Here is a 24,319-nt window from a genome sequence, read left to right on the forward strand (position 1 = left end):
ATGACTCTGGCGCAGGGGCTGACGTTGCTGGGCCACAAGGTACTCGTGATCGACACCGATCCCCAGGCCTCGCTAACCACCCTCTTCGGCATCCTCCCCGATGTCGAGATTAGCGCCAAGGACACGATCATGTCGTTGGCCGATGGTTCATCCATGACCGTGCGGCCGATGATCCGAAGCACGTACTGGGACGGATTGGACCTGGTGCCAGCCGCGAGCTCGCTCTTCGACGCTGAGTTCATGCTGCCCTCCCGGCAAGGCAAGGAAGGATTGTCGGGCTTCGAGTTCTACAGGGTTCTGGATCTCGGGATCGATGACGTGCGGGCGGACTACGACGTCATCATCATCGACAGCCCCCCTGCCCTGTCCTACCTGACGATCAACGCGCTGATGGCGGCCAACGGCATCATCATGCCGCTACCTCCCGAGACGTTGGACTTCGCCTCTTCCACCCAGTTTTGGTCTCTGTTCTCCGACCTGACCCAAACGATGCTGGAGGGACGCGGACAAACCAAGAACTTTGATTTCATCAACATTCTCCTGTCTCGTGTACCGCCCAAGGCGGGTCGCGGTGCATCGACTACCGCGGACGCCGTGAGGGAATGGATTGGCGCCACCTACAAGGAGAAGGTGTTGCCATTGGAGATCCCGCGCACGTCGATCGCCTCCCAAAAGTCCTCCGGGTTCGGGACCGTCTACGACAGCGAGGCGGGTGATGCCAAGGACAAGACGTACAAGCGTGCCCGGGACGCCTATGACCTCTTTGTACAGCACATCGAGGTCTCGATCCGCAATGCCTGGGCAAGGCAGATGCCGGCCCAGGCAGGGGGTTTGTACGGTACAAACCCCCTGCGGGTAGAGGCCTAGGGGGCCAGCATGTGCATGAATTAGGCCCGACCAGTTTCCCAAGCGCGGGTTGCCTCAAGGGTTTTGTACGGTACAAACCCCCTTGGTTCCCAATGTCGAACCGAGGCTTAAATATTCGTTGTGCAGCAGTGGGATACCGCGAGGAGATCTTCATGCTGCCATGGGCTGCACGCAATCTCTCCTACCTGAACCGCGGCGCAACGCGCTGGAAACAACTGAACAAGGAAATCGGCAATGGCGAATAAAGACTTGGTGAAGCGCGCGTTCAGCGTCACGGCGAATCTCCCAATCCCCAGCCAGCAGCGGCGGGACGGCACATCAGCGTTGGGAGCAGCGGAAGAGGGCGCAAAAGCTTCCGAAGCTCCCGCCACCATCGCGCCGTCCGTATCCAACGAGCAGCTTGCGGCTTCCACGGCGCCAAAGACCGGGCCTGGCTCCATGCTGGCCTTCATGACAGAGCAGTCCGAGGTTCACCGCGAGGTAGTGCACCTTCGCGAGCGGCTGGGCGAATTCGACGGCGCGCAAGCGACGCGGCGTATCGATCCGAAGCTGATCAAGGCCTCCAGTTGGGCCAACCGGGATAGTTCGCACTTCAAGACGCAAGCTTTCTCCAGTTTGAAAGAGGAAATCGCGAGTGCAGGCGGCAATGTTCAGCCGATCAAAGTACGCCCGATCGAGGGTGCGGCTGCAGGATCGCCGAGCTTCGAGATCGTTTTCGGCCATCGGCGGCATCAGGCGTGCCTGGAGCTGGGCCTCTGGGTGTTAGCGCTCGTGCAACCTGGCATGAGGGACGCTGAGCTTTTTGTCGAGATGGAGCGCGAGAATCGCGAGCGCGAGGACCTGTCTGCCTGGGAGCAGGGCGTCATGTACATGCGTGCACTGGAACAGGGTCTTTTCCCATCCGCCAAGCAACTGGCCGCCGCGATCGACCGGGATATGGGCAACATCAGCAAGGCGATGGCCTTGGCCAAATTGCCGGGCGAGGTCGTCCGCGCTTTCGGCTCGCCCTTAAACCTCCAGTTCCGTTGGGCTACGCCACTCAAGGATGCGCATCAGCGCGACCCCGAGGGTTTGCTTGCCGCATCGCGTGAACTTGCAGCCCGGGTGCCGCCGCCTTCGCCGGCGGAGGTCTTCTCGGAACTCACCACGCAGGGCGGGACCCAGAGGCAAGCGCCAAGATCCACGACCGAATGGAAAGATGACGATGGCAAACGCCTTGCGTCACTTGTTGTGGACCGGAAAGGGAGGGCGACCCTATCCTTTGACCAGCCCATGGGGGATGCTCAACGCCGAAAGCTGACCAAGATGATCGACACCTTTGTAGGCAGCAAAGCCTGAGGGGGTGCACCTAGGACGGCATCGGCGTTGCCAAAATAAAGTGTGTGCTTGCATACTATTCTGAACGGTGAACGAAGGCTGAGGCATCAGAGAAGCGGAGCAGATGCTTCAGCGCATTCCTAAAAACTTCAACACCATCAAAGACTTAGGACGATGAGCTCACAAATGTTGTTGCGCGACCAGCTAAAATCGCATTGATGATTATGACCATTAGGGCGATCGCCGAGCATCAACATCCGCTGGGCTTGAAAGCGCATGGCGTGCGTGCTCGCATGCACTAGTTGCGCTGGAACCGTCCAGCTTTTGATCGGCTATCTTCATCGCGAACATGAACACCCGGCCTACGCCGTCTCAGATGGCAAGCCTCGATAACGAGCGCCTCGAGCAGCTCGGTGCTGAGTGGCGCGCGCAGGCGCTGCGCGGTGACCGGCGGGCCTTCGGCGTTGCCCACGCTTTCGAAGTCGAACGGCGGAGGCGCCTGCGCGAGAGTCAGCTGCAGCAACTCGAGCCCCAGGAGCATGTCTCGCCGTGCAACCCGTGGTGGAAGTTCTGGTGACCAAGCATCACGGCGCGCCTGCAAACCCAAAGAAGGGGAGGTTGCGGCAGGACCGAAAGCTGCACCGCGGCCATTTCGCCTTCATGCGGGCGCTGGCCCAGGGCCTGGACGAGCGCGCGAGCTGGGACCGGTACCTCCGGCTCGAAGGCGAGCACGCCGATCTCAGAACCGTGCGGCGCACGATCGCCTGGATCCGTGACGAATTTGCGGCGGCTGCCAAACGCGAGCACAAGCCGGGCACCGCGCGGCTGATCCTGCTCGATCCCGATCGCTTCGCCTCGGCGCCGGCGCTGCCGAGCTTGGCCGAGTTCGCTGCTGCCCAGGGCCTGGAGGACTTCTCCGAAGCCGAGCAAATCGAGGCCTATGAGGCGGCTTACCCGGCGGGTGGCGGGGGAGGGCGGGGCGGTGCACGGCCGTCGCGTCGCGCCCGCGTCATCGACCACCAGTTGCAAGCGTTGCGATGGCTCGAGGGCCTAGTGGTCCAGGATCCGCGGCCTAGTGACGGCGTGGCGGCCTGGCTCAACCCGTCGCTCGCGGCCCGGCTCGAGCGCGCCGGCGTGCCGACGCTTGCCGCCCTGGTCGACCGCATCAACGGCATCGGAGCGCGCTGGTGGGTCGGAGTGCCCGGCGTGGGCGAGCTCAAGGCCGCCCGGATCCTGGACTGGCTTCAAGCCAACGAACAAGTGCTCGGCCTGCGCGTCGGTCTGCATGTCGCGCGGCCGCGTGCCCAGCTGACACGGGCCGCACTGGCCGCGGTGATGCCGGCGGCCACCGCCATTCGACCCTACGAGAAATTCTTGCTGCCGGCAGAGCTCAACGGCAGTGCAGGGCGCTACCGCGCACCGCGCGAAAGGTGTTTGCTGTTGGCGGCCAATGACCACGAGGCAGTCGGCGCGTGGCTGGCCTCAAAGTGGCACTCCGCCGCCGAAGGCGATCTGTCGTCGACGCAGCGCTCGTACCGCAAGGAGGCCGAGCGCTTGCTGCTATGGGCGATCCTTGAACGCAAGAGGGCGCTGTCGTCGTTGTCGATGGAGGACGCGACGGCGTACCGCAGCTTCCTCGCCGATCCGCCGCCGGGCTGGTGCGGACCGCGGCACCACCAGCGCTGGTCGCCGATGTGGCGGCCACTGGAGGGGCCCTTGACGCCGACAGCGCTGCGGCAATCGCTGATCATCCTGCGCAGCCTGTTCGCCTTCCTGATGAGCCAGGGCTATGTGATGGGCAACCCGTTCGCGGCAGTGACGCTACCGCCGAGTCTGCAGCGCCCGCTGGGCGCGAGCCGGACGCTGAGCTTTGCGCAATGGGACCGCATCGATGCCTTGCTGCAGGCCCACGTCGACACCGAGCCGGGACGACGGCTGCGGCGCGGCATGCGCTGGCTCTACGCGACAGGGCTGCGTCTGGCCGAGATCACGCGCGCGAGGTGCCAGGACCTGGAGCAAGTCGTCTACGAGACCGCCGATGGATCGATGGCGACCGGCTGGCTGCTGTCGGTGGTCGGCAAGGGCGGCCGCAGCCGGCAGGTGCCGGTGTCGATCGAGCTGGTCGACGAGCTTGGTGATGAGCTGGCGCGGCATGGCTTCGAGCGCCAAGTCGGCGCCGTGGGCAACCAGGGCATCCATGTACTGGCGCGCTTCGACTCAGAGCGCGAGCGGCCGGCGCCGTGGTCGGCTTCGGGTCTCTATCAGGCGATCAAGGCGTTCCTGGCGCGGGCCGCGGACGGCCTCGAGGGGGTTGATGCACAGCAGCTTCGAAAGGCCAGCACGCACTGGCTGCGCCATTCGCACGGGTCACACGCGCTGCAGGGCAGGGCAGCGCAGGCGCCGGTGCCGATTCACGTGGTGCAGAACAACCTGGGGCATGCATCTATCGGGACGACATCGATGTACCTGACGACCGAACGAGAAAGCAGGCTGGCAACGATGCGGCGGTTCTGGAGCGAAGCGAAGTTGACTTCATGACCGTCTCGCAGAGGGCGGGACTCGATGCCCCCTCCACGAGCTGATTTACAGTCACGCGCAAGGACAGCCTGTTTGGATGGGGACCATGCAGCCGCAACAACTCGACATCTTCGATCACAGTCGCGACACCGTGCTGTGCAACGACGTCGCGACCGCCCTCGAGCGTCGCGACCCGAGCGGCGCCAGATTGGCGCAGGGCACATTCGCAGAAGAATTCCCAAAGCATGAATCCCTGGCGCCGCTTTCCGTGCTCGTGGATGCGCTCGAGCAGCGCGTGGCTGCACCGCTCCAGGATCACGAGTCCCTGCACGAGGCGCGCCGTGCATTGAGCGAAGTGATCGAACCCGCAGCGCTGCGTATTTTCGGGAAGTGCGCCGCTGCGACCTGGCTCATCCCGCTGTGGCGGGAGATGGCGCAGCGGGCCGCGCATCTTGCGTTTCGCTCCGACCGCAACGATGACCACGCCGCCGCACTGTGGCTGTGGGCCGGCGATTGGTCCGCGGCGAACGACGTCGTGGCACGGATCGCGTCGTGGTGCCGAATTCCGGCGCCGCCGGCCTGGATGGCGGAGGCGCGTTACCGCCTGCACGATCTCGACGGCGCATGGGGCCTGCTCGCAGAACTCGCCTGGCTGTCGCCCGATCGATTTGACCAACTGACGAAGAGGCTCGCCGACCCGCTGCTGGAGCGACTTCGCAAGGCGTTCGACGCGAGCTTTGACGGGCACGGCGACGTGCGCGACCTGGCCTGGTTTCCAGCCTGGGTGCTCACGGAAAAACCCAGCTTGTCAGCCCTGTTGGATCAAGCGCAGCGTTCTCTTCACACCGAGGCGAACAGGCGATGCGACTGCTGCTGGAACTTCTGGGTCTGGAGCGGCAGGGCCGGCACCACGACGTGGTCGCGCAACGCAAGGCGCTGCGCGATGCCCATGCGTCGCTGTATGCGGCCTATATGAGGACGTCGTCCTCGTACATTCATTTTCGGCGCGCAGTGAGAGCATTGAGCCCACTCCGACGGAGACGCTCCACGCGAATCTCGATCCAGGCCTGTATTGAAGGAGAGGGCCGGAGCCTACGAAGATCATTGCGGAAGGGGCGGTCAATCGGTGCCGGCCCTTGAACAGTTTGTCCATGCCTTGAACCTTCTTCGCCATCAGCCCGCACGTGGTGCACAACGCGGGCCGCCTATACCGCGGCACGGTTTGCACCAGAACCAGCCGCCGTCGAATCAGGAACCGACGGCGGCTTGCATCGATTCGCGGATGTGCGCCCGCTCAACGATCTGTTCGAAGTCGGCGGGCCGCGGATAGCGCCGATCGGCAGACCCTGCACGCCAGACTTGTCCGCGGATCGCCATGGTCGCGCAGGCGCGCGGCCTGCATCACGGTCGATCGGCTGGCCGAACTGCCGACGCTGCTTCAAGCAGTCTGTCGTGCGCAACAGAACTTCGTCGGCCATGCCTGCCAGCTCGGCCGCCAGTGCCAGGCGGCCGGCGTCCAGCACGTCTTCGAGCAGCGGCCACGCCTGGCCGACTTTGCCGATCACGTCGTCCGGACCTGCGCGAACGCCGTCGAAAGCGACAGAGGCCGCGGCACGGCTGTCGATCATGTCCAGAGGCTGCACCGCAACGCCGGGCTGCCCGGCCTCGACCAGGAAAAGACTCAGGCCTTCTGTATCGCCCGCGCGCTTCGACGTCCTGGCCGCCACGACGAAGGCGTCGGCAGCCTGACCGTCGACGACGAAGCGCTTCTCGCCTCGCATTGCGATCGCGCCCATCACCGCCGTCGATACGAATGGCGAGGCCGACAACTGCCGCCCCATCTCCATGCACAGAAGGCTGCTGCCGAAATGACCGAAGTCCGAGCCGCCATGCTGCTCATCCACCAGCATGCCGGCCCAGCCCATCGCAGCCATCTCCTGCCACACCTCGCCGCGGAACGCGGCCGTCAAGCGCTCGTCGCGCAGGGCGCGCAAGTCCCGCGGCGAAGCGCGCCGCGCAAGAAACTCGCGCGCGCTCGCTGCCAGCATCGCCTCTTCATCTGTCGGTGTCAGTGACATCGTTTATCAACTCACCGGAAGATCGAGCAGTCTCTTGGCCACGATGCCGAGCATGATTTCGGCCGTGCCGCCTTCGATCGAATTCGCTCTCGACCGAAGCCAGTCCTGCGCCACCGGACCGCCGTCGCGACGCTTGAAATCCCACCGCAATCCGTCCATCCCGGCCGCTTCGACGATAAGCCCCTGGCGGCGCTTGGCGATCTCGGCGTTGCAATACTTGAGCACGGAAGAGCGATCGCCGATCTCCTGACCGCGGGCCGCCTCGTCGACGAAGCGCGCGATGGTCGCTTCGAGCGCCATGGCATCGATCTCCGCATGTGCGACGCGTGCGCGCAGTGCTGGATCGGCGATCCGGCCATCCTCGGCGCCTGTGAGTTCCTGCACGATGCTGTGCAGCGCGCGGCCGTCGTGCAGTCCGCGCGCACGGCCCGAGATCATCTCGCGCTCCTGCGTCAGCAGGTACTTGGCCACCGTCCACCCGCCGTGCAAGGGACCCACAAGGTTGTCCTTGGGCACGGCGACGTCGTCGAAGAAGGTCTCGCAGAAGGGCGACTTGCCCGATATCAGCTTGATCGGGCGCGTCGTCACGCCCGGGGTTGCCATGTCGAACATCAGGAAGGAGATGCCCCGGTGCTTCGGCGCAGCACTGTCGCTGCGCGCGAGGCAGAAGATCCAGTCGGCCTGGTCGGCATAGCTGGTCCAGATCTTCTGGCCGTTGACGACGAAGTGCTCGCCGCGGTCTTCGGCCCGCGTGGACAGGGACGCGAGGTCCGATCCGGCCCCAGGCTTCGAATAGCCCTGGCACCAGCGGATCTCGCCCCTGGCGATGCGGGGCAGATGCAGACGCTTCTGCGCTTCCGTGCCGAACTTCAGCAGCGCCGGCCCGAGCATCCAGATGCCGAAGCTCTCCAGCGGCGAGCGCGCATCGATGCGCATCATCTCTTCATCGAAAACGCGCAACTGCTCCGGCGAGAGGCCGGCGCCGCCATAGGCGCGCGGCCAGCCCGGCACAGTGAAGCCGACGGTCGCCGCTCGCTCCGATGGCTCAATGCCAGCCTCGCCCAGTCGTTCGGTGTACCGGATGCTGACGTATTGGGCGCATTCAACCGGTCGTCGCAACGCACTCAGGAAGTCGTTCGGCCGAGCGGAGAACTTGCAACAGGGCCAGCGCAACGGCGTACGGGCCGTCTCATGATTGCCCTCCGTCTTCGTCGTCGTCCCCGGTGGGCGCAGTGTAAGTTCAGCCGTCTGTGACGTCCGACGCCTTCGAGAACCGGGGCACGGGCGCGGTTTGCAGCAACCCCCGCCTCTCAACAAAGCTGCCCCGCGCGATCAGGTGCGGATCGGACGCAAGCTCCGCCAGCGACAGCACGGGCGTCACGCACGCGTCGGTCCCCGCGAAGACGCTTACCCAATGTTGTCGCGGGTGCGATGCGAAGGCTTGCGCGAAAGACTCGTGCAGTTGCGGCCATTGGGCGCGGTCGTTCTGCTCCGGGAGCGTGGCGGCGTCAAGGGCGAGGCCTCTCAGCAGCGCGGCGTAAAAGCGCGGCTCGATCGAGCCCACGGCAACGAATTTGTCGTCGGATGTCCGGTACGTGCGATAAAACGGTGCGCCGCCGTCGACCAAGTTGCTTTCGCGCGCGTCGATCCAGCGGCCCTGCTGCAAGCGGGCGAATGTCGAAGCCATCAGCGCGAGCGTGCCGTCCACCATCGCGGCATCGACGACGCTGCCTTCGCCGCCGGGCGCTCGTGCCTGGTTGAGCGCCGAAAGGGCGCCGACGAGCAGGAGCATCGCGCCACCGCCGAAGTCGCCGACAAGATTGAGCGGCACCGCGGGCGCATCGCGGGGCCCGATGGCATGCAGCGCGCCCGTGAGCGCAAGAAAGTTGATGTCGTGCCCCACCACCTGTGCGAGCGGCCCTGTCTGGCCCCAGCCGGTCATGCGGCCGTAGACGAGTCGCGGCTGCTGCGCGAAGCATTCCTTCGGCCCGAGGCCGAGACGTTCCATCACGCCCGGCCGCAGGCCTTCGAGCAGGATGTCGGATTGAGCCACGATGCGCAGCGCGTCGTCGCGCTGCGCCGCATCTTTCAGGTCGGCCGCAACGTTCGTGCGGCCGCGCAGCAGCGGCTCGGCCCATGGCCCGTCCGACGACGGACGCGCGATGCGCGTGACCTGCGCGCCCAGGTCGGACAACATCATTCCCGCCCACGTCACCGGCCCGGGTGCTTCGAACTCGACGACGCGAACATCTTGCAGCGGTTTCATGCGGCAAGCTCCAACACGCCTTGGTCGATCGCGACGACGTCGCGCTGCGGCACGCGTACCCGGAACGAACCGTCGTCCCACGCCTCGACGAGCAGCCGATTGCCGGGAAACACAGGCGCGGAAAAACGTAGGCTCACCCGGCGGAATCGGCGAGGCTCGCCTTTCGCGAGCGTGCGCAGCAGCACCTGCATCGCAATTCCCGCCGTGCACATGCCATGCAGCAGGGGCCGTTCGAAGCCGGCATCGTGCGCGCGTTGCGGGCTGCTGTGTAGCGCAAAGAGATCGCCGTTCAATCGGTAGAGCAGCGCCTGTTCAGGGCGCGTGTCGACGTGCACTTCGACTGCTGGCGCCGCGTCGGGAACATTGCGCGTGACAGGCTTCGGCGGCGGCTCTCCGCCAAAGCCTCCGCCCTGGCGCAGCACGTGCGTTTGCGCAAGCGTTGCCAGCGCCGCGCCCGAGGCGTCGTGCAGCACCCGCTCCGAGCGAATGAAGGCGTGACCGCCCGCGCCCTTGTCGTAGATGCCGGTGACGCGCGTCGTGCTCGTCACGCGGCCCGACGTCGCGATGGGCGCGTGCCATTCGATCTGTTGCTCGACGTGCATGAGGCGGGCGGGGTCGGCCGTGGTGCCCGAGCGCGCGAGCCAGAAGCCCGGGTACGCCAGCACGAGCGCCATCGAGGGCAGCGCGACATGGTCGCTGCGTGTTTCGTCGGCAAAGCGAAGCTGCGATTCATCGAGCGGGTCATGGCCCATGCCGCACGAGACGGCATAGAGCGCGCAGTCGCGGGGACGCCATTCGTGCTCGACGCGCTCGATGTCGAACCGGCGCAGCGCCCCGGGGTCGAATGTGGTCACGGCGCTTCGAGGATCGTTACCGCGCACACGGCTTCTTCGACGCCGTAGAAGCCGCCGCCGTTCTCGGCCAGGCCCAGACGCGCGCCACTCACCTGTGCCGTGCCCGCTTCGCCGCGCAACTGGCGAACCAGGTCGTGAATCATCAATGCCCCCGTGGCGCCGATGGGGTGGCCCTTGGACAAGAGGCCGCCCGACACGTTGATCGGCAGGCGCCCGCCGAGCCGTGTCGCGCCGCTTTCCACCAGCGCGCCGCCCGAGCCCGTGTCGCAGAAGCCGACATGCTCGGTGTGGATGATCTCGGCGATGGCCGATGCGTCGTGCATCTCGGCCAGCGAAATGTCCGATGGGCCCACGCCCGCGCGCTCGTAGGCCTGCGTGGCGGCCAGATGGGTGATGTGATGTTCGTCGTCGTCCGGCGCGCGCGCCATACCCGATGCGATCGCGATGCCGCGAATGCGAACCGCCCGCTTCGTGGCGCCCAGGCGCTGGACGGCTTTCTCGCTCGCGACGACCAATGCACCCGCACCGTCGCTCATCGGCGCGCACATCGAGCGAGTCATGGGCCAGCTGATCATCTTGTCGGCGAGCACTTCGTCCACCGTCATCGGCATGCGGTACTGCGCGAGCGGGTTCCACTGCGAATGCCAGTGGTTCTTGGCGGCGACGCTCGCGATCTGCCGCGGCGTGGTGCCGAAGCGCCGCATGTGAAAGCGCGCCTGCGCGGCGTAGATGTCCATGAAGACCGAGCGCTCGGGCGCGGATTCGACACCCGCCGGCACATCCACGCCTTCGCCGAGCGCCAGCAGCGCGGCGAGGTGTTCGTCGGCGAGGTCGCGGTCCCAACTGCCCTTGAACGCCTCGAACATCTCCTTGCGGCGCTCGGGGTAGTTCATCTTTTCCGCGCCGACGACGAGCGCGATGTCGGCCAGGCCCGCGCGGACGGCGGCATAGGCCTGGTACAGCCCGGCCGTCGAACTCGCGCAGGCGTTGTCGGTGTTGAAGATCGCCAGGCGCTCGAACCCGTCGGCCCGCAGTGAGCACTGGCCCCGAATGCCGTGCTGGCCTTCCAGCACGCCCTGGCGCGTGTTGCAGAACCACGCGGCTTCGATGTCGCGGCGCTCGACGCCCGCATCGGCGAGCGCGTCCGCGACAGCCTGCGCGCTCAACGATTTCACCGTGCGGTCCAGGTGTTTGCCCAGCGGCGTCGCCGCCGCGCCGATGACGAATACATCGCGCATCCTTCGCCTTCCTTGCTCTTTAGTTTCGCCCTGCGGTTTCCGCTGCGGGCGCCGTGGCGCGAGGATGCGATGCTGGCCGCCCGCGCGGGAACCGCAGGGCGAAACACAACGGCGAGCAAGCGCCGATTTCACTGGAAGAAGCGATGGACCTGGGGCTGAAGAACAAGGTGGCGCTCGTCACCGGCGCGGGCAACGGCATCGGTGCGGCCATCGCGCGGGCGCTGGCGGCTGAAGGTGTCCACGTGGCCGTGGTGGACATCAACATCGAGGCGGCGGAGCGCGTGACAAGTCAGCTGCGCGAGCGCGGCACCGCCATCCGCTGCGACATCACCGATGAGGCGCAGGTCGCCGCAATGGCCGAGTCGGCCGCTTCGCTCGGCCCGGTGGGCATCCTCGTGAACAACGCGGGCTTCACACGCGACACGCGCATCACCAAGATGACGCTGGGCGAGTGGGACGCGGTGGTCGACGTGATCCTCAAAGGCGCGTTCCTGTGTGCGCGCGCGCTGATGCCGGCAATGATCGAAGCGGGCTGGGGCCGCATCATCAATATCTCATCGCGTGCGCACCTGGGCAATCGCGGGCAGGCCAATTACTCGGCGGCCAAGGCGGGCCTGATTGGGTTTACCCGCGCCCTGTCGCTGGAAAACGCGAGACACGGAGTGACGGTAAACGCCGTCGCGCCGGGACTGATCGACACAGAGATGGTGCGAGCGCTTCCCCACTACGAAAGCGTGCGTTCCAGCGTGGAGAAGAATACGCCCATCCCGCGCATGGGCCGGCCCGAGGACGTGGCGGATCTCGTCGTCTTCCTGGCCTCCGAACGCGCGAGCTACATCACCGGTGACCTGATGCACGTGAGCGGCGGGCGTTATTGAGCGTTTCGATGTGCGGAACCGACGCGCCTGTGTTGCTGCCTAGGATGGTTGGGAACATCCAACAGGAGACATCGCCATGCTGAATTTCAACGCGCGCCGGCTCGCGCTGGCGTTGCCGGTCGCCGCTCTCTCGGCGGCGCTTCTCGGGGCGGTGCCAGCGACGGCCGCGGGCGAATTCCCCACCAAGCGCATCACCATGCTCGTGGGCTACCCGCCCGGCGGCACGGCGGACCGCACGGCGCGCGTGCTGGGCGAGATGATGGGCAAGGACCTGGGTCAGCCCGTCATCGTGGAGAACAAGTCCGGCGCGAGCCAGACCATCGCGGGCACGGCGCTGCTCGCGGCAGAGCCCGACGGGCACACGATGCTGGTGGTCGCCGAGATCGATTTCGTCTCGGCCGTCGTGACCGCGAAGGGGCTGGCGTACAAGCTGTCCGATTTCAAAACGGTGTGCGGCACAGCCACCACGCCCTACCTCGGCCTCGTCGTGAAGGCCGACTCGCGCTTCAAGACGGTGGACGACGTTGTCGCCGAAGCGAAGGCCAAGCCGGGCTCGCTCTCGTGGGGTACTGCGGGTCTGGGGACGGGCCACTTCTGGACGATGGAGCTGTTTCGCCGTGAAGCCGGCGTGGAGATCCTGCATGTGCCCTACCAAGGCGGTGGCCCTGCCATCACCGCGCTGCTCGGCGGCCAGGTGGACCTGATGGGTGGCTCGTACGCGCTGTGGCGCCCGCAATTGCAGGCGGGCAAGGTGCGCGTACTTTTGATCCAGGGACCGAACCGCCTGGCGGATCTGCCCGGCATCCCCAGCTACAAGGACAAGGGCTGGCTGCCCGCGCTCAAGCAGGGCTGGATGCGCGTGCTCGTCTCGAAGCGCACGCCCGATGCGGTGGTGGAGCGCCTGTCGAAATCGTGCGAGCTGATCAAGACCGATGCGCACGCGCAGAAGATTCTTCGCGATGGTGGCGCCGAGCCGTTGTTCTTCAGTGCAGCGGAGGCGACCAAGCTGGCGCAAGAGGACGAGAACGAGATCATCCCGCTCGCGAAAACCGCGCAGATGCAGTGACGGCGGCGCCCATGACGACGAACGATGCAGGCGAAATGCAGTGGGGCTTTCAGTTTCCCGCTGACGTGGAAGCACTGCGCGCGCGCGTTCGCGAGTTCGCGCGCGCTGAGATCGCGCCCGTCGCGGCTCCCAACGACGCCAAAGAGGTCTTCCCGATCGAGACGCTTCGCAAGATGGCCCGCATCGGGCTTCTGGGCGTGATCTCGCCCAAGGCGCTCGGCGGCCTGGGCATGAGCAATGTCGCGCTCGGCGCGGCGGTCGAGGAGATTGCGAAGGTCGATTTGAGCTGCGCCATCATCTGCTCGATGCAGAACACGCTCGGCAACTTGCTGCACGGTTGGGGCGACGGGCTGCGCGCTTCGGTGAATCGCGCCGACGACATCATCGGACTTGCGACATCGGAGCCGGACTCGGGCTCGGACATCTCGCAGATCCGCACGACGGCGGTCAAGGACGGCGACGAGCTCGTCATCAACGGCACCAAGCGCCACGTGAGCCTGGTGCCCGGCGCCACGGTGCTGGCGGTGAGCGCGACGATGGAAGTCGAGCCTGGCCGAAATGCCACGACGCTCATCAAGGTGGAGGCGAATCGCCCCGGCGTGAGCTGGGAGGAGATTCCCGAGATGGGTCAGCGTGCCCACCAGCTCGCGGAAGTCCATTTCCGTGACGTGCGCGTACCGATCTCGAACGTGATGGGCGAAGAAGGCCAAGGCATGGCGATGAACTTCGTGCGCTGGAACGTCTCGCGCGCGGTCAGTGCGTTGATCTCGCTGGGCACCGCCACGGGTGCGCTCGACCTGGCGACCGAATACGCGAAAAAGCGCGTCGTGTTCGGCAAGCCCATCGCGCGCTTCGAGGCCGTGCAGTTCCCAATCGTGGAGCAGTACACACGCGTCGAAGCAGGCCGGTGGCTGGCGTACCGCGCGCTCTGGGGCGCGGACAACGGCATCGCTTCGGCCAAGGAAGCCTCGATGGCCAAGCTGTATGGCGCGCGCACGGCCTTCGAGGCTTGCGACGTGGCGCTGCAGACGCACGGCGCCGACGGCTACACGCGCGAGCTGCCGCTGGAGCGCATGCTGCGCGACGTGCGCGGCATGTATTTCTCGGGCGGCACGCCGCAGATCCACTCGATCAACATCGGGCGCGAAATCTTCGGCAAAGGCTACGCGCCGCACAGGGATTGACCGGGTGCACGCGCAGGCACTTTCGCTCTCGCCCGATGCGCTGCACGAGCTGCGCATGCGCAAGCTGCAAAAGCAGATTGCCTATTGCTGGGAGCGTTCGTCCCTTTATCGCGCGAGCTTGCAGGCAGCGGGCGCGCAGCCCGGCGACATCCGCGAGTGGAGCGACTTCCGGCGCCTGCCGGTGCTGATGAACAAGCAGATCGAGCGCGAGAGCCAGGAAGAATCGCAAGCGAAGCTCGGGCATCCGCTGGGCATGCACCTGTGCGCCGACCCGGCGGATGTCGCGTGCATCTGCGGCACCTCGGGCTCCACCGGGCAGCCGACTTTCACTTACCTCTACACGCGCGAGGACCTGAAGGATGTGCGCATGCTGTGGGGTCGCATGCTCGCGTGGATGGGCATGAAGCCCGGCGAGCGCGTGCTTCACGGCTTCGGCATGAGCATGTGGGCCATGGGCGCGCCGCTGACGAGTGCCCTCCTGGACAACGGCTACAACCTCATTCCCGCAGGAGCCGAAGCAGGCGCCGAGCGCATGTTGAAATTCGCCGAGCTCTTTCGCCCGCGCCTTCTCATGGGCACGCCGTCGCTGGTGGAGCACCTGATCGAGCGCGCACCGCAGGTGCTCGGCAAACCCGTGAGCGAGCTGGGTATCGCACGCATCTACTGCAGCGGCGAGCCGGGCGCGAGCATCCCGGCCGTGCGCAAACGCGTGCAGGACGCATATGGCGCGCAGCTTTTCGACGGCATGGGGGGCGGGTGGGCACGCGCTGCGATCACCTGCGCGGGCGAGCATTCGCGCGGCCTGCACGAGCTCACGCCCGACTACATGATCTGGGGCGATGACCTCGTCGATCCACAGACGCACGCGCCGATGGAGGTGACCGAAGGCGCCATCGGCAAGGTGCTGACCACGGCGCTGGAGCACCGCGCGCGGCCCGTGCTGAAGTACGACACGGGCGATGTCGCGCAGGTGTACACCGCGCGCTGCGAATGCGGCTTCGAAGGTCGGCGCGTGCGCATCATCGGCCGAGCGGACGACATGGTGATCGTGCGCGGCGTGAACGTGTACCCGGCGGCGGTGCGCGGCGTGGTTGCCTCGTTCGTGCCCCGCTGCACGGGGATGATGCGCATCGTGCTCAAGGAGCCGCCGCCCCGCGCCGCGTCGCCGCTGGACATCAAGGTGGAGCACGACGCGGCGCTCGGCGAGGGCGAGCTCATCGCGCTGAAGGAAGAGCTGGCTACCGAGATCCGCTCGCGCCTGCGTTTCACGGCCAATGTGCTGCTGGTGAAACCTGGCGAACTGAAAGTCACCGACAAGGGCAAGAGCCCGCTGGTCGAACGCGCCTACTGAACTTGTCGAACAAAAGCCCATGGCCTTCCCACGCTCCATCACCGCGCTGGAACTGAAGGCGCTCACGATCGACCACGCCTTGCTGGACATTCGCGACCTTGGCGAATACGAGAAAGCGCATCTGGGCGGCGCGACGCCGCTGCCGCGCGCGCGCATCGAGAGCGATCTGGCGGCGATCGTGCCGGACACGTCGGCCTGCTTGGTTCTGTACGGCGAGGACGACGTGCGCGCACGCCTGGCCGCCCAGACGGCGAAGTCGCTCGGCTACACGGACGTGCGCGTGCTCGAAGGTGGCATCGCGGCGTGGCAGGCGTCGGGCGGCGCGGTGCACAGCGGCACCAACGTGCCCAGCAAGGTGTTCGGCGAAAGCCTGTTGCATGAAGATGGTGTGCCCGAAGTGACGGTGCAGGAGCTGGCGCGCGAGCTGGAAGATGCGGGCCATGCGCCGCTCGTCATCGACGTGCGCACCGGCGCGGAATTCCTGCGCGGGTGCATTCCGGGCGCGGTGAACCTGCCGGGCGGCGACCTCGTGCGTGCCGCCAGCGAATTGAAGGCCACGGGCCGCCCCATCGTCACGCATTGCGCGGGCCGCACGCGCAGCCTGGTGGCGGCCGCCACGCTGCGCAAGCTCGGGATCGACAACGTGCGCGCGCTGCGCAACGGCACGATGGGCTGGCTGCTCGATGGCAAACAGGTGGAGACGCCTGCGAAGCTGCGCCGCTTCGAGTGGCGGGACGTTCCGTCCACCGATGCGGCCACGCCGTCGCCGTTCGAATCGGCCGGTGTCACGGCACACGAGCTGCATGAACGGATGGCGCACCTGCTTCGCGACTTCTATCTTTTCGACGTGCGCGGCACCGCCGAATTCGAGGCGGCGCACGTGCCGGGCGCGAAGCACGTGCCCGGCGGTCAGCTCGTGCAATGCGCCGACGACCACATCGCGCTGCACCGTGCCGACATCATCGTCGTCAGCCTGCGCGCTGAGCGCGCTGCTGTGACGGCTTCCTGGCTGCGCCGCATGGGTTACTCGCGGGCGCAGGTGTTGCAAGGGGGCATCGCCGCATGGCAAGCAGCGGGCTATGGCGTGGAAAAAGGCGCGGCCGCAACGCTGCGCGTGCCCGATCGCGCGCCGTACGTCGATGCCGCAACGCTCGCGCGCGAAATCGAAAGCGACGCGCAGCCCGTCGTCCTCGACCTGGGCTCCAGCATCCGGTTCGACAAGCGCCACATCCCCGGTGCGCACTGGATCAGCCGCGGCTGGCTCGAGATCGAGATGCCCCAGCGCATTGCCGTTCGCGGCACCCCCATCGTGGTCAGCGGCACGTCGCACGAGCAGGCGCAACTAGCCGCGCGGACGCTGCAGGGCCTGGGTTACACGCACATCCGCGTGCTGCACGAATCCATCGACGAATGGCGCGAGGCGAAGCATCCGCTCGAAGCCGGCCGTACCAGCGCCTGGAGCCGCGTGAAGGATCTGGCCAATCTCGCGATCCTCAATCGCGACTTCGAGGCCATGCAGCACTACCTGGATTGGGAAGTGGCGCTGGCGGGCAAGCACCGCGGCTGAATCGCGAAAAGCCGCAGTGAGTTTCAACGTGCGGAACCGCCTCCGCACACCGGCTGCCTACGATGGACTCACATCAAGGTACACGCCACAAGGAGAGCCATCTTGGATTTCAGTTTCACTCCCCAGCAGCAGAAGGTCTACGATACCGTGGGGGCCCTGGGCCGCGAACGTTTCGCGCCACGCGCGGCGGAACATGACCAGGCCGCGACGCTGCCGGTCGAGAACATGACCGACCTGAAGGACGCGGGCCTGCTCAAGCTCACCGTGTCGGAAGACCTGGGCGGCATGGGCAGTGGCACGGCCGGCACCGACCCGCTGATGTACCTGGTGGCGGTCGAGCAGACCGCGCGCTATTGCATGTCGACCGCGCAGTGCCTGCACATCCACTGCCACGGGTCGCACTTCATCGACAAGGCAGGCAGCAAGTACCTGCGCGAACTCGTGGGCAACGACGTGGTTAAAAAGGGCGCGACGGTGAGTTTCACCGGCAGCGAGCCTGGGCGCACCTCGCGCGGCCTGTACACGCTGCTGACCACAGCCGAGCGCGTGCCCGGCGGCTTCAAGGTGAACGGCGTCAAGAACTACGCGACGCTCGTCGACATGGCCGACTACAACATCGTCGCGGCAGGCATCCCCGACGTGCCGCCGGCCGAAGGCCACGTGAATCTCGTGATCCCCAAGCGCACCGAGGGCCTGTCGATCGTGAAGGGCTCGTGGAACCCGATCGGCATGCGCGGCGCGGTGAGCCCCGTCATGCAGCTGCAGGACTGTTTCGTGCCGGACGAAATGTTGCTGGGCGATCCCGGCATCTTCCCGCGCGAGCGCTGGCAGGCACGCTTCCACCTCAGTTTCGCGGCGCAATACCTGGGCGGCTGCGAAGGCATCTTCGACCTGCTCAAGGAATACATCCCGCATCGCGGCACTGCGGACGATCCGTACGCGCAGCTGCGCATGGGAGAGATCCGCGTGGGCATCGACTCGGTGCGCTGGCTCATCTACCGCGCTGCGTGGCTCTGGACGCAGGGCGACCGCGTGAAGGCCGAACTGGAGTCGATGGGCGCCAAGCACCGGGCAATCGAAAACGCCGTGATGGTGATGGACAAGGCCGCGCAGATCGCGGGCTCCAGCGCCTTCTGGGCCGACAGCGTGCTCTCGCGCTTCGTGCGCGACCTGCGCATCCACACGCTGCACGAAAACCTCGACAAGAGCGCTGCGACACTGGGCAAGTTCAACCTGGGCCAGGCATTCGACACCACGGCGCGCCTGTAAGGACCGCAACGTGAAAGGCCGCGTCGTCTGGATCGTCGGCGCCACGGGCGTGGTGGGGGCGGCGCTTGCGCCATTGCTCGCCTCGCGCGGTGCGGTGCTTGCGCTGACCGGCCGCAAGCAAGAGCAGTTGGCCGAGATCGCCAAGGCCGTCGCGGATGCGGGCGGCACCGCGCACACCTATGCGCTGGACATTTCAGACGACAGGGCGATCCGCGAGATCGCCGAGCGCATCGCAGCGGACTGCGGCGGCATCGACGCGCTGGTCAACACGGTCGCCGCGCGCACCTTCGGCGACTTCATGAAACTCACCGACAGCGACTGGCAAGAGGTGCTGGACACCAAGCTCATGGGCTACATCCGCACCATGCGCGCTTCGATCCCGCACATGCAGCGGCGCGGCGGCGGCAGCATCGTCAACGTGTCCGGGCGTGGTGGGCGCCAGCCCACGCCCGCGCACCTGCCGGGCGGATGCGCGAACGCGGCGGTCAATCTTCTGTCGAAAGGCGTGGCCGACGTCGTGCGCGCCAACGGCATCCGCATCAACGTCGTTGCGCCGGGTCCCATCGAGTCCGACCGATTCAAGCTCATCGAGCGCAGCAATGTCGCGGCCTGGGGCGGCGACAACAAGCGCGCGGCCATGGACCACATGGCGCAGCCGCTGGATATCGCGAACGCCATCGCCTTTCTTCTGGGCGATGCGGCGCGCCACATCACCGGGACCGTGCTCGCGGTCGATGGGGGCGGAACTGCAACGGTCTAAACTGGCGGACGCGCCGTCTGCTGGGTCTGTGTTCCGGCACCTGAGCGCCTTCGCCATGGATACGCCGGATACTCCCGACGCGGCGGCAGAGGACAAGGACCGCCAGTTCGCCACCTCGCTTGCACGCGGCCTCGACGTGCTGCGCTGCTTCAGCGCGCGCCAGCCTGTGCTGGGCAACGGCGAAATCGCGGAGATCACGGGCCTGTACAAGTCCACCGTCTCGCGCCTGACCTACACGCTGACGCAGCTGGGTTACTTGCGCAAAGTGGCCGACAGCGCCAAGTACGAGCTGGGCCCCGCCGTCGTGTCGCTGGCCTATCCGCTGGTCGCAAGCATCCAGATCTATCGCGTGGCCGTGCCGCAAATGCGCGAGCTCGCCGACTACGCGCGCGGGTGGGTCTCGATCGGCGTGCGCGAACGCACCAACATCGTCTACATGGAGACGGTGAGCTTCGATGCGCAAGCGCTTTCCAAGCGCGACATCGGCCTCACCTTTCCGATCATCTCGTCGGCCATCGGACATGCCTATTTGGCCGCGCTGGACGAAGGCGAGCGTACGAAGCTCTTGAACCAGATTCGCCTCAAGACGCCGCAGGACTGGACGCGCTATTCGCAAGGCGCGGCCGATGCGCTGGCCGAATTCGCTCATCGCGGCTTCTGCCTGCGCCGGGGCGGCTACAACCCCGACGTGCACACGGTGGCCGTGCCGCTGCGGCTGCAGGACGAGACCGTGGTGTTCAACTGCGCGGTGCCCGCGCGGTCGCTGTCACCGGGCCAGCTGGAGATGGACATCGGTCTGCGCCTGGTGGAGCTGGTGCGCAGCGTGCACGAGCGGCTGTCGTCCGATCCGGAAGCGGCCTGAGGCCGGCCGCTTCTTTCGCGCTTTATTGCACCTGCACCTTCGCGGCCTTCGCCACGTGGGTCCACTTCTCCGTCTCCGCCGCCAGGTACTGCTCGAACGCATCGGGCGTGCTGCCCACGGGGATCAGCGAGTTCTTCTCGAACTTCTCGACGACCTCAGGCATGTGGATCACTTCGGCGATCGCCGTGCTCAGTTTTTCGACGATGGCCTTGGGCGTGCCGGCGGGTGCGACCACGCCATACCACGAGCGCAAATCGAAGTTGTCCAGTCCGGCTTCGGTCAAGGTCGGCACGTCGGGGCTCGTCGCGAGCCGCTTGACACCGCCGTAGGCAAGCATGCGGATGCGGCCGCTTTGCACCTGCGGGCCCGCGCTGGCGACGGTGTCGAACATCGCGCTCACGTTGCCGCTCAGAAGGTCGGTCATCGCGGCCGAGCTGCCCTTGTAGACGACGGTGGGCATGTCGACGCCGGTGCGCTGCTTGAAGAGCTCGGTGGCCAGATGCCCTACGCTCGCCAGTGCATTCACACCGAGCGCGTAGCGCCCGGGCGATGCTTTCGCGGTGTCGATCAGCTCCTTCACGTTGCGCGCGGGCACGGCCGCGTTCACGTACAAACCCATGGGCACGTCGGCCACGAGCGAGACGGTGGCCAGCTCGCGCAAGGTGTCGAACGGCATCTTCTGCATCACCGCCGGATTGACCGCGAGGCCTGAGTACGCCATCGCCAGTGTGTAGCCGTCGGCCGGTGCGCGTGCGGTCGTGAGATTCGCGATGTTGCCGCCCGCGCCGGGACGGTTCTCGACGACGACAGCCTGCCCGAGCTTCTTCGTGAGTTCGGTCGCGACGATGCGCGCGACCAGGTCCGAGCCGCCGCCGGCGGTGGCGCCGACGAGCAGGTGAATCGGCCGGCTCGGGTATGCGTCCTGCGCTCGGGCAGTGGGTACGACGGCCGCCACCGATGCGATGGCGGAAAAGAGGATTGAAGCGAATTTCATGTCATTTCTTCTTCAGTCTGCTTTCACGCCGGTCTTCTTGACGATCTCTGCCCAGCGCACGGTTTCGCTGCGAATCTTGTCGGCGGCCTGCTGCGGCGTGCCCGGCACGGCGTTGGCGCCTTGCTTGGCGAGCCATTCCTTCGCATCGGGCCCGGCGAGCGATGCGTTCACGGCCTGGTTCAACTTGCCGACGATGGCAGCGGGCGTGTTCGCGGGCGCGACCAGGGCGAACCACGGAGCGGCGACGAACTCCGGGTAGCCGAGCTCCTTGAACGTGGGCACGTCGGGCAGCTGCGGGGCACGTTCGGCACCCAGGGTGGCAATGGCGCGCAGCTTGCCCAGCTTCACGTATTCGGCCACAGCCGGCAGGTTCTCCACGTCGAGGTCGATGTGGCCGGCGAGCATGTCCATGATCGCGGGGCCCGAGCCGCGGTAGGGCACCATCGTGAACTTCGTGCCGTTGTGCGTGGCGAACATCTCGGTCATCAGGTGGTGCATCGAGCCGGTCGCGTTGATGGCGGCGCGCACTTCCATCGGCTTGGCCTTCGACAGGTCAACCAGTTCCTTCAGCGTATGCGCCTTGAATTCGGGGTTGCTCACCAGCACCATCTGCGCTTCGGCCACCATGGCGACCGGGGCGAAATCCTTCAGGATGTCGTAGGGCACTTTCGGGTACAGCGCCAGCGCCACGCCCAGCGGTCCAGCCGAGGACATGAGCAACGTGTAGCCGTCGGGCGCTGCCTTGGCGACGAAGTCGGCGCCGATCAGGCCGCCCGCGCCGCTCTTGTTTTCGACCACCACGGCCTTGCCCAGGTGCGTGGACAGGCTCTGCGCCAGGAAGCGACCCAGGATGTCGGCCGTGCCGCCGGGCGGGAAGGGCACGATCATCTTGACGGGGCGGTCGGGCCACGCGCTCGCCTGCGCGAGGGCCGCGGGCAGGGCCAGGGCGAACACGGCCGCGGCAAGCAGGCCCTTCAAATAGCGCATCGCTTGTCTCCTGTGTACTTCTGATCAGAAAGCCGAGGCCAGTCTAGGAGCAGGCGCGCGCGCGAAGAATTCGCTCTGCGAAACATTGGGCCGCGCCGCGCTGCCACCATTGCATGGCATCAAGGAGAGCACCCCGATGGCACTGGATTATTCGTTTTCGCAAGAGCATGAGTCGTTTCGCGCTTTCGTCCGCGGCTTCGCGCGGGAGGGGATCCAGCCTTACGTGGTGGAGTGCGACGAGAAGGAACGGTTTCCAGTGGAGGCCATCCGCCACATGGGCAAGGCGGGCCTTCTGGGCATCATCGCGCCCAAGCGCCTGGGCGGCATGGAAGGCGACTACATCATGCTGGGCATCGCGGTCGAGGAGATCGCGCGCGTGGACAACAGCTGCGCCATGATCTGCTCGATGCAGAACACGCTGCCCAACCTCGTGCCCGGCTGGGGCGAGGAGGCCGCGCGCGGCGTCATCAGCGGCGAGCGGCTGGTGTGCATCGCAACATCCGAGACCGAAGCGGGCTCGGACCTGTCGAACATGTCGACCATCGCGTGCGTGGAAGACGGCCACTTCGTCATCAATGGCGAGAAGATCCACGTGAGCCTCATGCCCGGCGCCGCGCTGATGGGCGTCACTGCGAAGGTGCAGCAGCCCGACGGCAGCTCGCGCATCACGTTCATCCGCGTGCCGGCCGACGCGCCCGGCGTGAGCTGCGAGCTCATGCCCGAGATGGGGCTGCGCTCGCACCAGCTCGGCATCGTGCGCCTGAAGGACGTGCGCGTGCCGGTGGAACACACGCTCGGCGGCGAAGGGCAGGGCAAAGCCGTGCTCTATGCGCGGTGGAACGTGTCGCGGTGCCTGTCCGCGCTCAACGCACTGGGCGCAGCGCAGCAGGTGCTCGACGACACGATCGAGTTCGTCAAGAAAAAAGAGGTGTACGGCAAGGCCATCGGCCACTACCAGGCGATCAGCTTTCCCCTGGTGGAGCACTCCACGCGTGTGGAGGCGGGCCGCATGCTGGCCTACCGAGGGCTGTGGATGAACACGCGCGGCGAAAACGCGGCGCGCATCGCCGGCATGGCCAAGTGGAGCGGCATCACTGATTCGATCGCCGCCATCCAGGACTGCCTGCAGATGTTCGGCGCCAGCGGCTACCTCAAGGCACTGCCGCTGGAGCGGCGGCTGCGCGACGTCCTGGGGCTTACGTTCACCGGCGGCACGATCAACGTGATGAAGCTCACCGTGGTCAAGGAGCTCCTGGGCGCGAGCTTCATGGACATTTCCGGCTGACCGGCTTCGGGTAAATCCCCGGTCCCGCAGCCGCTGGGTTTCACTCCGCAGAAATGCACGCTGCGGCGCGGGGACGTACGATGGCGCGTGACCCGAAACCCGCCCGATCTTCCGGAAGAGCCGTTCGACGAGGCCGGCGGCGCGCATGTGGGCGACCGCCAGTTCGCCATCACGCTCGCGCGCGGCCTGGACGTGCTGCGCGCGTTCAGCGCCGAAGCGCCTGTGCTCGGCAACAAGGAAATCAGCCAGCGCACGGGCCTGCCCAAGGCCACCGTCTCGCGGCTGACCTACACGCTCACCAGCCTGGGTTTCCTGCATTTCCTGCCCGAGGCGGGCAAGTACGGCAAGTACGTGCTCGGCCGTGCGGTCCTGTCGATGGCGCATCCGCTTCTGGCCAACATCAAGCTGCGGCAGGCGGCCCGCACGCCGATGCGCGAGCTGGCCGACGCGGTGGGCGGCGCGGTGTCGCTCGGCGTGCGCGACGGCCTGAACATGGTCTACGTGCACACGGCCAAGCGCGTCGAATCGGCAGGCTGGATCTCGGACATCGGCAAGACGTTCGCGCTCGGGCGCTCGTGCATGGGCGATGCGTTCCTTGCCGCGTTGCCGCAGGGCACGCGCGAGTCGCTGCTGTCGGACATCCGCACATCGATGCCCGACGACTGGGAGGCGACGGCAAGCCGCATCGAGCGCTCACGCGAACAGGTCGCGCGCCTGGGTTTTTGCGTGCACGAAGGCCTCGTGCGACCCAGAGTGCATGTGGTGGCCGCATCCATCTACTTGCCCGATCAGGGCGAGCCCTACGTCTTCAATTGCGCGATCACCGCGGAAGCGTCGTCGCACGCTCGCTTGTTCGACGACATCGGCCCGCGCTTGGCGGAGCTGGTGGCGCAGATGAAAGAGCGGCTGGCCAACGCCGAGGCCGAGCCCCCGCAGCCGCTGCCCGACGCGTGGGCACGGCGGCACTGAACGCGGCTTG

At 66.5% G+C, this 24,319-nt stretch carries 22 protein-coding genes; 15 read left to right on the plus strand and 7 right to left on the minus strand.

Features of this window, described 5'->3' with window-relative positions; all coding sequences use genetic code 11:
- From E5P2_RS34945 to E5P2_RS34965, 5 genes are all read left to right on the plus strand, one after another.
- Positions 1–867 (plus strand): ParA family protein (locus E5P2_RS34945; RefSeq protein WP_162571659.1); only part of this gene is annotated, 867 nt, incomplete at its 5' end.
- Positions 868–1,101: 234 nt separating this feature from the next.
- Positions 1,102–2,205 carry a ParB/RepB/Spo0J family partition protein gene (locus E5P2_RS34950; protein ID WP_162571660.1) on the plus strand — a complete coding sequence of 368 codons (1,104 nt, stop codon included), beginning with the start codon at positions 1,102–1,104 and terminating at the stop codon, positions 2,203–2,205.
- 355 nt (positions 2,206–2,560) lie between these two features.
- Positions 2,561–2,761: a hypothetical protein gene (locus E5P2_RS34955; protein ID WP_232081019.1), complete on the plus strand. Its 201-nt coding sequence runs from the start codon at positions 2,561–2,563 to the stop codon at positions 2,759–2,761.
- 83 nt (positions 2,762–2,844) lie between these two features.
- Positions 2,845–4,722: a phage integrase family protein gene (locus E5P2_RS34960; RefSeq protein ID WP_162572119.1), complete on the plus strand. Its 1,878-nt coding sequence runs from the start codon at positions 2,845–2,847 to the stop codon at positions 4,720–4,722.
- A gap of 85 nt (positions 4,723–4,807) precedes the next feature.
- Positions 4,808–5,677, plus strand: coding sequence for a hypothetical protein (locus tag E5P2_RS34965; RefSeq protein ID WP_197908659.1), 870 nt, complete (start codon positions 4,808–4,810; stop codon positions 5,675–5,677).
- Between the two features lie 229 nt (positions 5,678–5,906).
- Here the strand turns inward: E5P2_RS34965 and E5P2_RS34970 are convergent, their stop codons facing one another.
- From E5P2_RS34970 to E5P2_RS34990, 5 genes are all read right to left on the minus strand, one after another.
- On the minus strand, positions 5,907–6,779 hold the full coding sequence (locus E5P2_RS34970; RefSeq protein WP_269475723.1) for an acyl-CoA dehydrogenase family protein: 873 nt from the start codon (positions 6,777–6,779) through the stop codon (positions 5,907–5,909).
- A gap of 6 nt (positions 6,780–6,785) precedes the next feature.
- Positions 6,786–7,898 (minus strand): acyl-CoA dehydrogenase family protein, encoded by a 1,113-nt coding sequence (locus tag E5P2_RS34975; RefSeq protein WP_232081021.1) that lies wholly within the window; start codon positions 7,896–7,898, stop codon positions 6,786–6,788.
- A 121-nt stretch (positions 7,899–8,019) separates the two neighbouring features.
- Positions 8,020–9,045, minus strand: a complete 1,026-nt coding sequence (locus E5P2_RS34980) for a CaiB/BaiF CoA transferase family protein (protein ID WP_162571664.1) — start codon at positions 9,043–9,045, stop codon at positions 8,020–8,022.
- The gene (locus E5P2_RS34985; protein ID WP_232081022.1) at positions 9,042–9,899 is read right to left on the minus strand and encodes a MaoC/PaaZ C-terminal domain-containing protein; all 858 of its coding nucleotides are present in this window, start codon (positions 9,897–9,899) and stop codon (positions 9,042–9,044) included. The genes E5P2_RS34980 and E5P2_RS34985 overlap by 4 nt, the downstream gene beginning before the upstream one ends.
- Complete coding sequence (locus tag E5P2_RS34990) at positions 9,896–11,137, minus strand: thiolase family protein (protein WP_162571665.1); 1,242 nt, start codon at positions 11,135–11,137, stop codon at positions 9,896–9,898. The genes E5P2_RS34985 and E5P2_RS34990 overlap by 4 nt, the downstream gene beginning before the upstream one ends.
- A gap of 143 nt (positions 11,138–11,280) precedes the next feature.
- Between E5P2_RS34990 and E5P2_RS34995 the strand changes: the two genes are divergently transcribed.
- The 8 genes from E5P2_RS34995 to E5P2_RS35030 all read left to right on the plus strand — a co-directional run bounded on the left by E5P2_RS34995 (position 11,281) and on the right by E5P2_RS35030 (position 20,074).
- Positions 11,281–12,015: an SDR family oxidoreductase gene (locus E5P2_RS34995; RefSeq protein WP_162571666.1), complete on the plus strand. Its 735-nt coding sequence runs from the start codon at positions 11,281–11,283 to the stop codon at positions 12,013–12,015.
- A gap of 76 nt (positions 12,016–12,091) precedes the next feature.
- The gene (locus E5P2_RS35000) at positions 12,092–13,081 is read left to right on the plus strand and encodes a Bug family tripartite tricarboxylate transporter substrate binding protein (RefSeq protein ID WP_162571667.1); all 990 of its coding nucleotides are present in this window, start codon (positions 12,092–12,094) and stop codon (positions 13,079–13,081) included.
- 11 nt (positions 13,082–13,092) lie between these two features.
- Positions 13,093–14,265, plus strand: a complete 1,173-nt coding sequence (locus E5P2_RS35005; protein WP_162571668.1) for an acyl-CoA dehydrogenase family protein — start codon at positions 13,093–13,095, stop codon at positions 14,263–14,265.
- 4 nt (positions 14,266–14,269) lie between these two features.
- Positions 14,270–15,616, plus strand: a complete 1,347-nt coding sequence (locus tag E5P2_RS35010) for a phenylacetate--CoA ligase family protein (protein WP_162571669.1) — start codon at positions 14,270–14,272, stop codon at positions 15,614–15,616.
- A 19-nt stretch (positions 15,617–15,635) separates the two neighbouring features.
- A complete protein-coding gene (locus E5P2_RS35015; protein WP_162571670.1) occupies positions 15,636–17,183 on the plus strand; it encodes a rhodanese-like domain-containing protein in 1,548 nt (515 codons plus the stop codon).
- Between the two features lie 102 nt (positions 17,184–17,285).
- Positions 17,286–18,452 (plus strand): acyl-CoA dehydrogenase family protein, encoded by a 1,167-nt coding sequence (locus E5P2_RS35020; RefSeq protein ID WP_162571671.1) that lies wholly within the window; start codon positions 17,286–17,288, stop codon positions 18,450–18,452.
- A gap of 10 nt (positions 18,453–18,462) precedes the next feature.
- Positions 18,463–19,212, plus strand: a complete 750-nt coding sequence (locus E5P2_RS35025; RefSeq protein ID WP_162571672.1) for an SDR family NAD(P)-dependent oxidoreductase — start codon at positions 18,463–18,465, stop codon at positions 19,210–19,212.
- Between the two features lie 55 nt (positions 19,213–19,267).
- On the plus strand, positions 19,268–20,074 hold the full coding sequence (locus E5P2_RS35030; protein WP_162571673.1) for an IclR family transcriptional regulator: 807 nt from the start codon (positions 19,268–19,270) through the stop codon (positions 20,072–20,074).
- 22 nt (positions 20,075–20,096) lie between these two features.
- On the opposite strand, the gene E5P2_RS35035 is transcribed toward E5P2_RS35030, so the two are convergent.
- The gene (locus tag E5P2_RS35035; protein ID WP_162571674.1) at positions 20,097–21,068 is read right to left on the minus strand and encodes a Bug family tripartite tricarboxylate transporter substrate binding protein; all 972 of its coding nucleotides are present in this window, start codon (positions 21,066–21,068) and stop codon (positions 20,097–20,099) included.
- A 12-nt stretch (positions 21,069–21,080) separates the two neighbouring features.
- On the minus strand, positions 21,081–22,055 hold the full coding sequence (locus E5P2_RS35040) for a Bug family tripartite tricarboxylate transporter substrate binding protein (RefSeq protein WP_162571675.1): 975 nt from the start codon (positions 22,053–22,055) through the stop codon (positions 21,081–21,083).
- Positions 22,056–22,191: 136 nt separating this feature from the next.
- Between E5P2_RS35040 and E5P2_RS35045 the strand changes: the two genes are divergently transcribed.
- Complete coding sequence (locus E5P2_RS35045; RefSeq protein ID WP_162571676.1) at positions 22,192–23,340, plus strand: acyl-CoA dehydrogenase family protein; 1,149 nt, start codon at positions 22,192–22,194, stop codon at positions 23,338–23,340.
- A gap of 87 nt (positions 23,341–23,427) precedes the next feature.
- The gene (locus E5P2_RS35050; protein ID WP_162571677.1) at positions 23,428–24,309 is read left to right on the plus strand and encodes an IclR family transcriptional regulator; all 882 of its coding nucleotides are present in this window, start codon (positions 23,428–23,430) and stop codon (positions 24,307–24,309) included.
- The last annotated feature ends 10 nt before the right edge of the window (positions 24,310–24,319 follow it).

Source organism: Variovorax sp. SRS16, assembly GCF_901827165.1.
Classification (GTDB): Bacteria; Pseudomonadota; Gammaproteobacteria; order Burkholderiales; family Burkholderiaceae_C; genus Variovorax.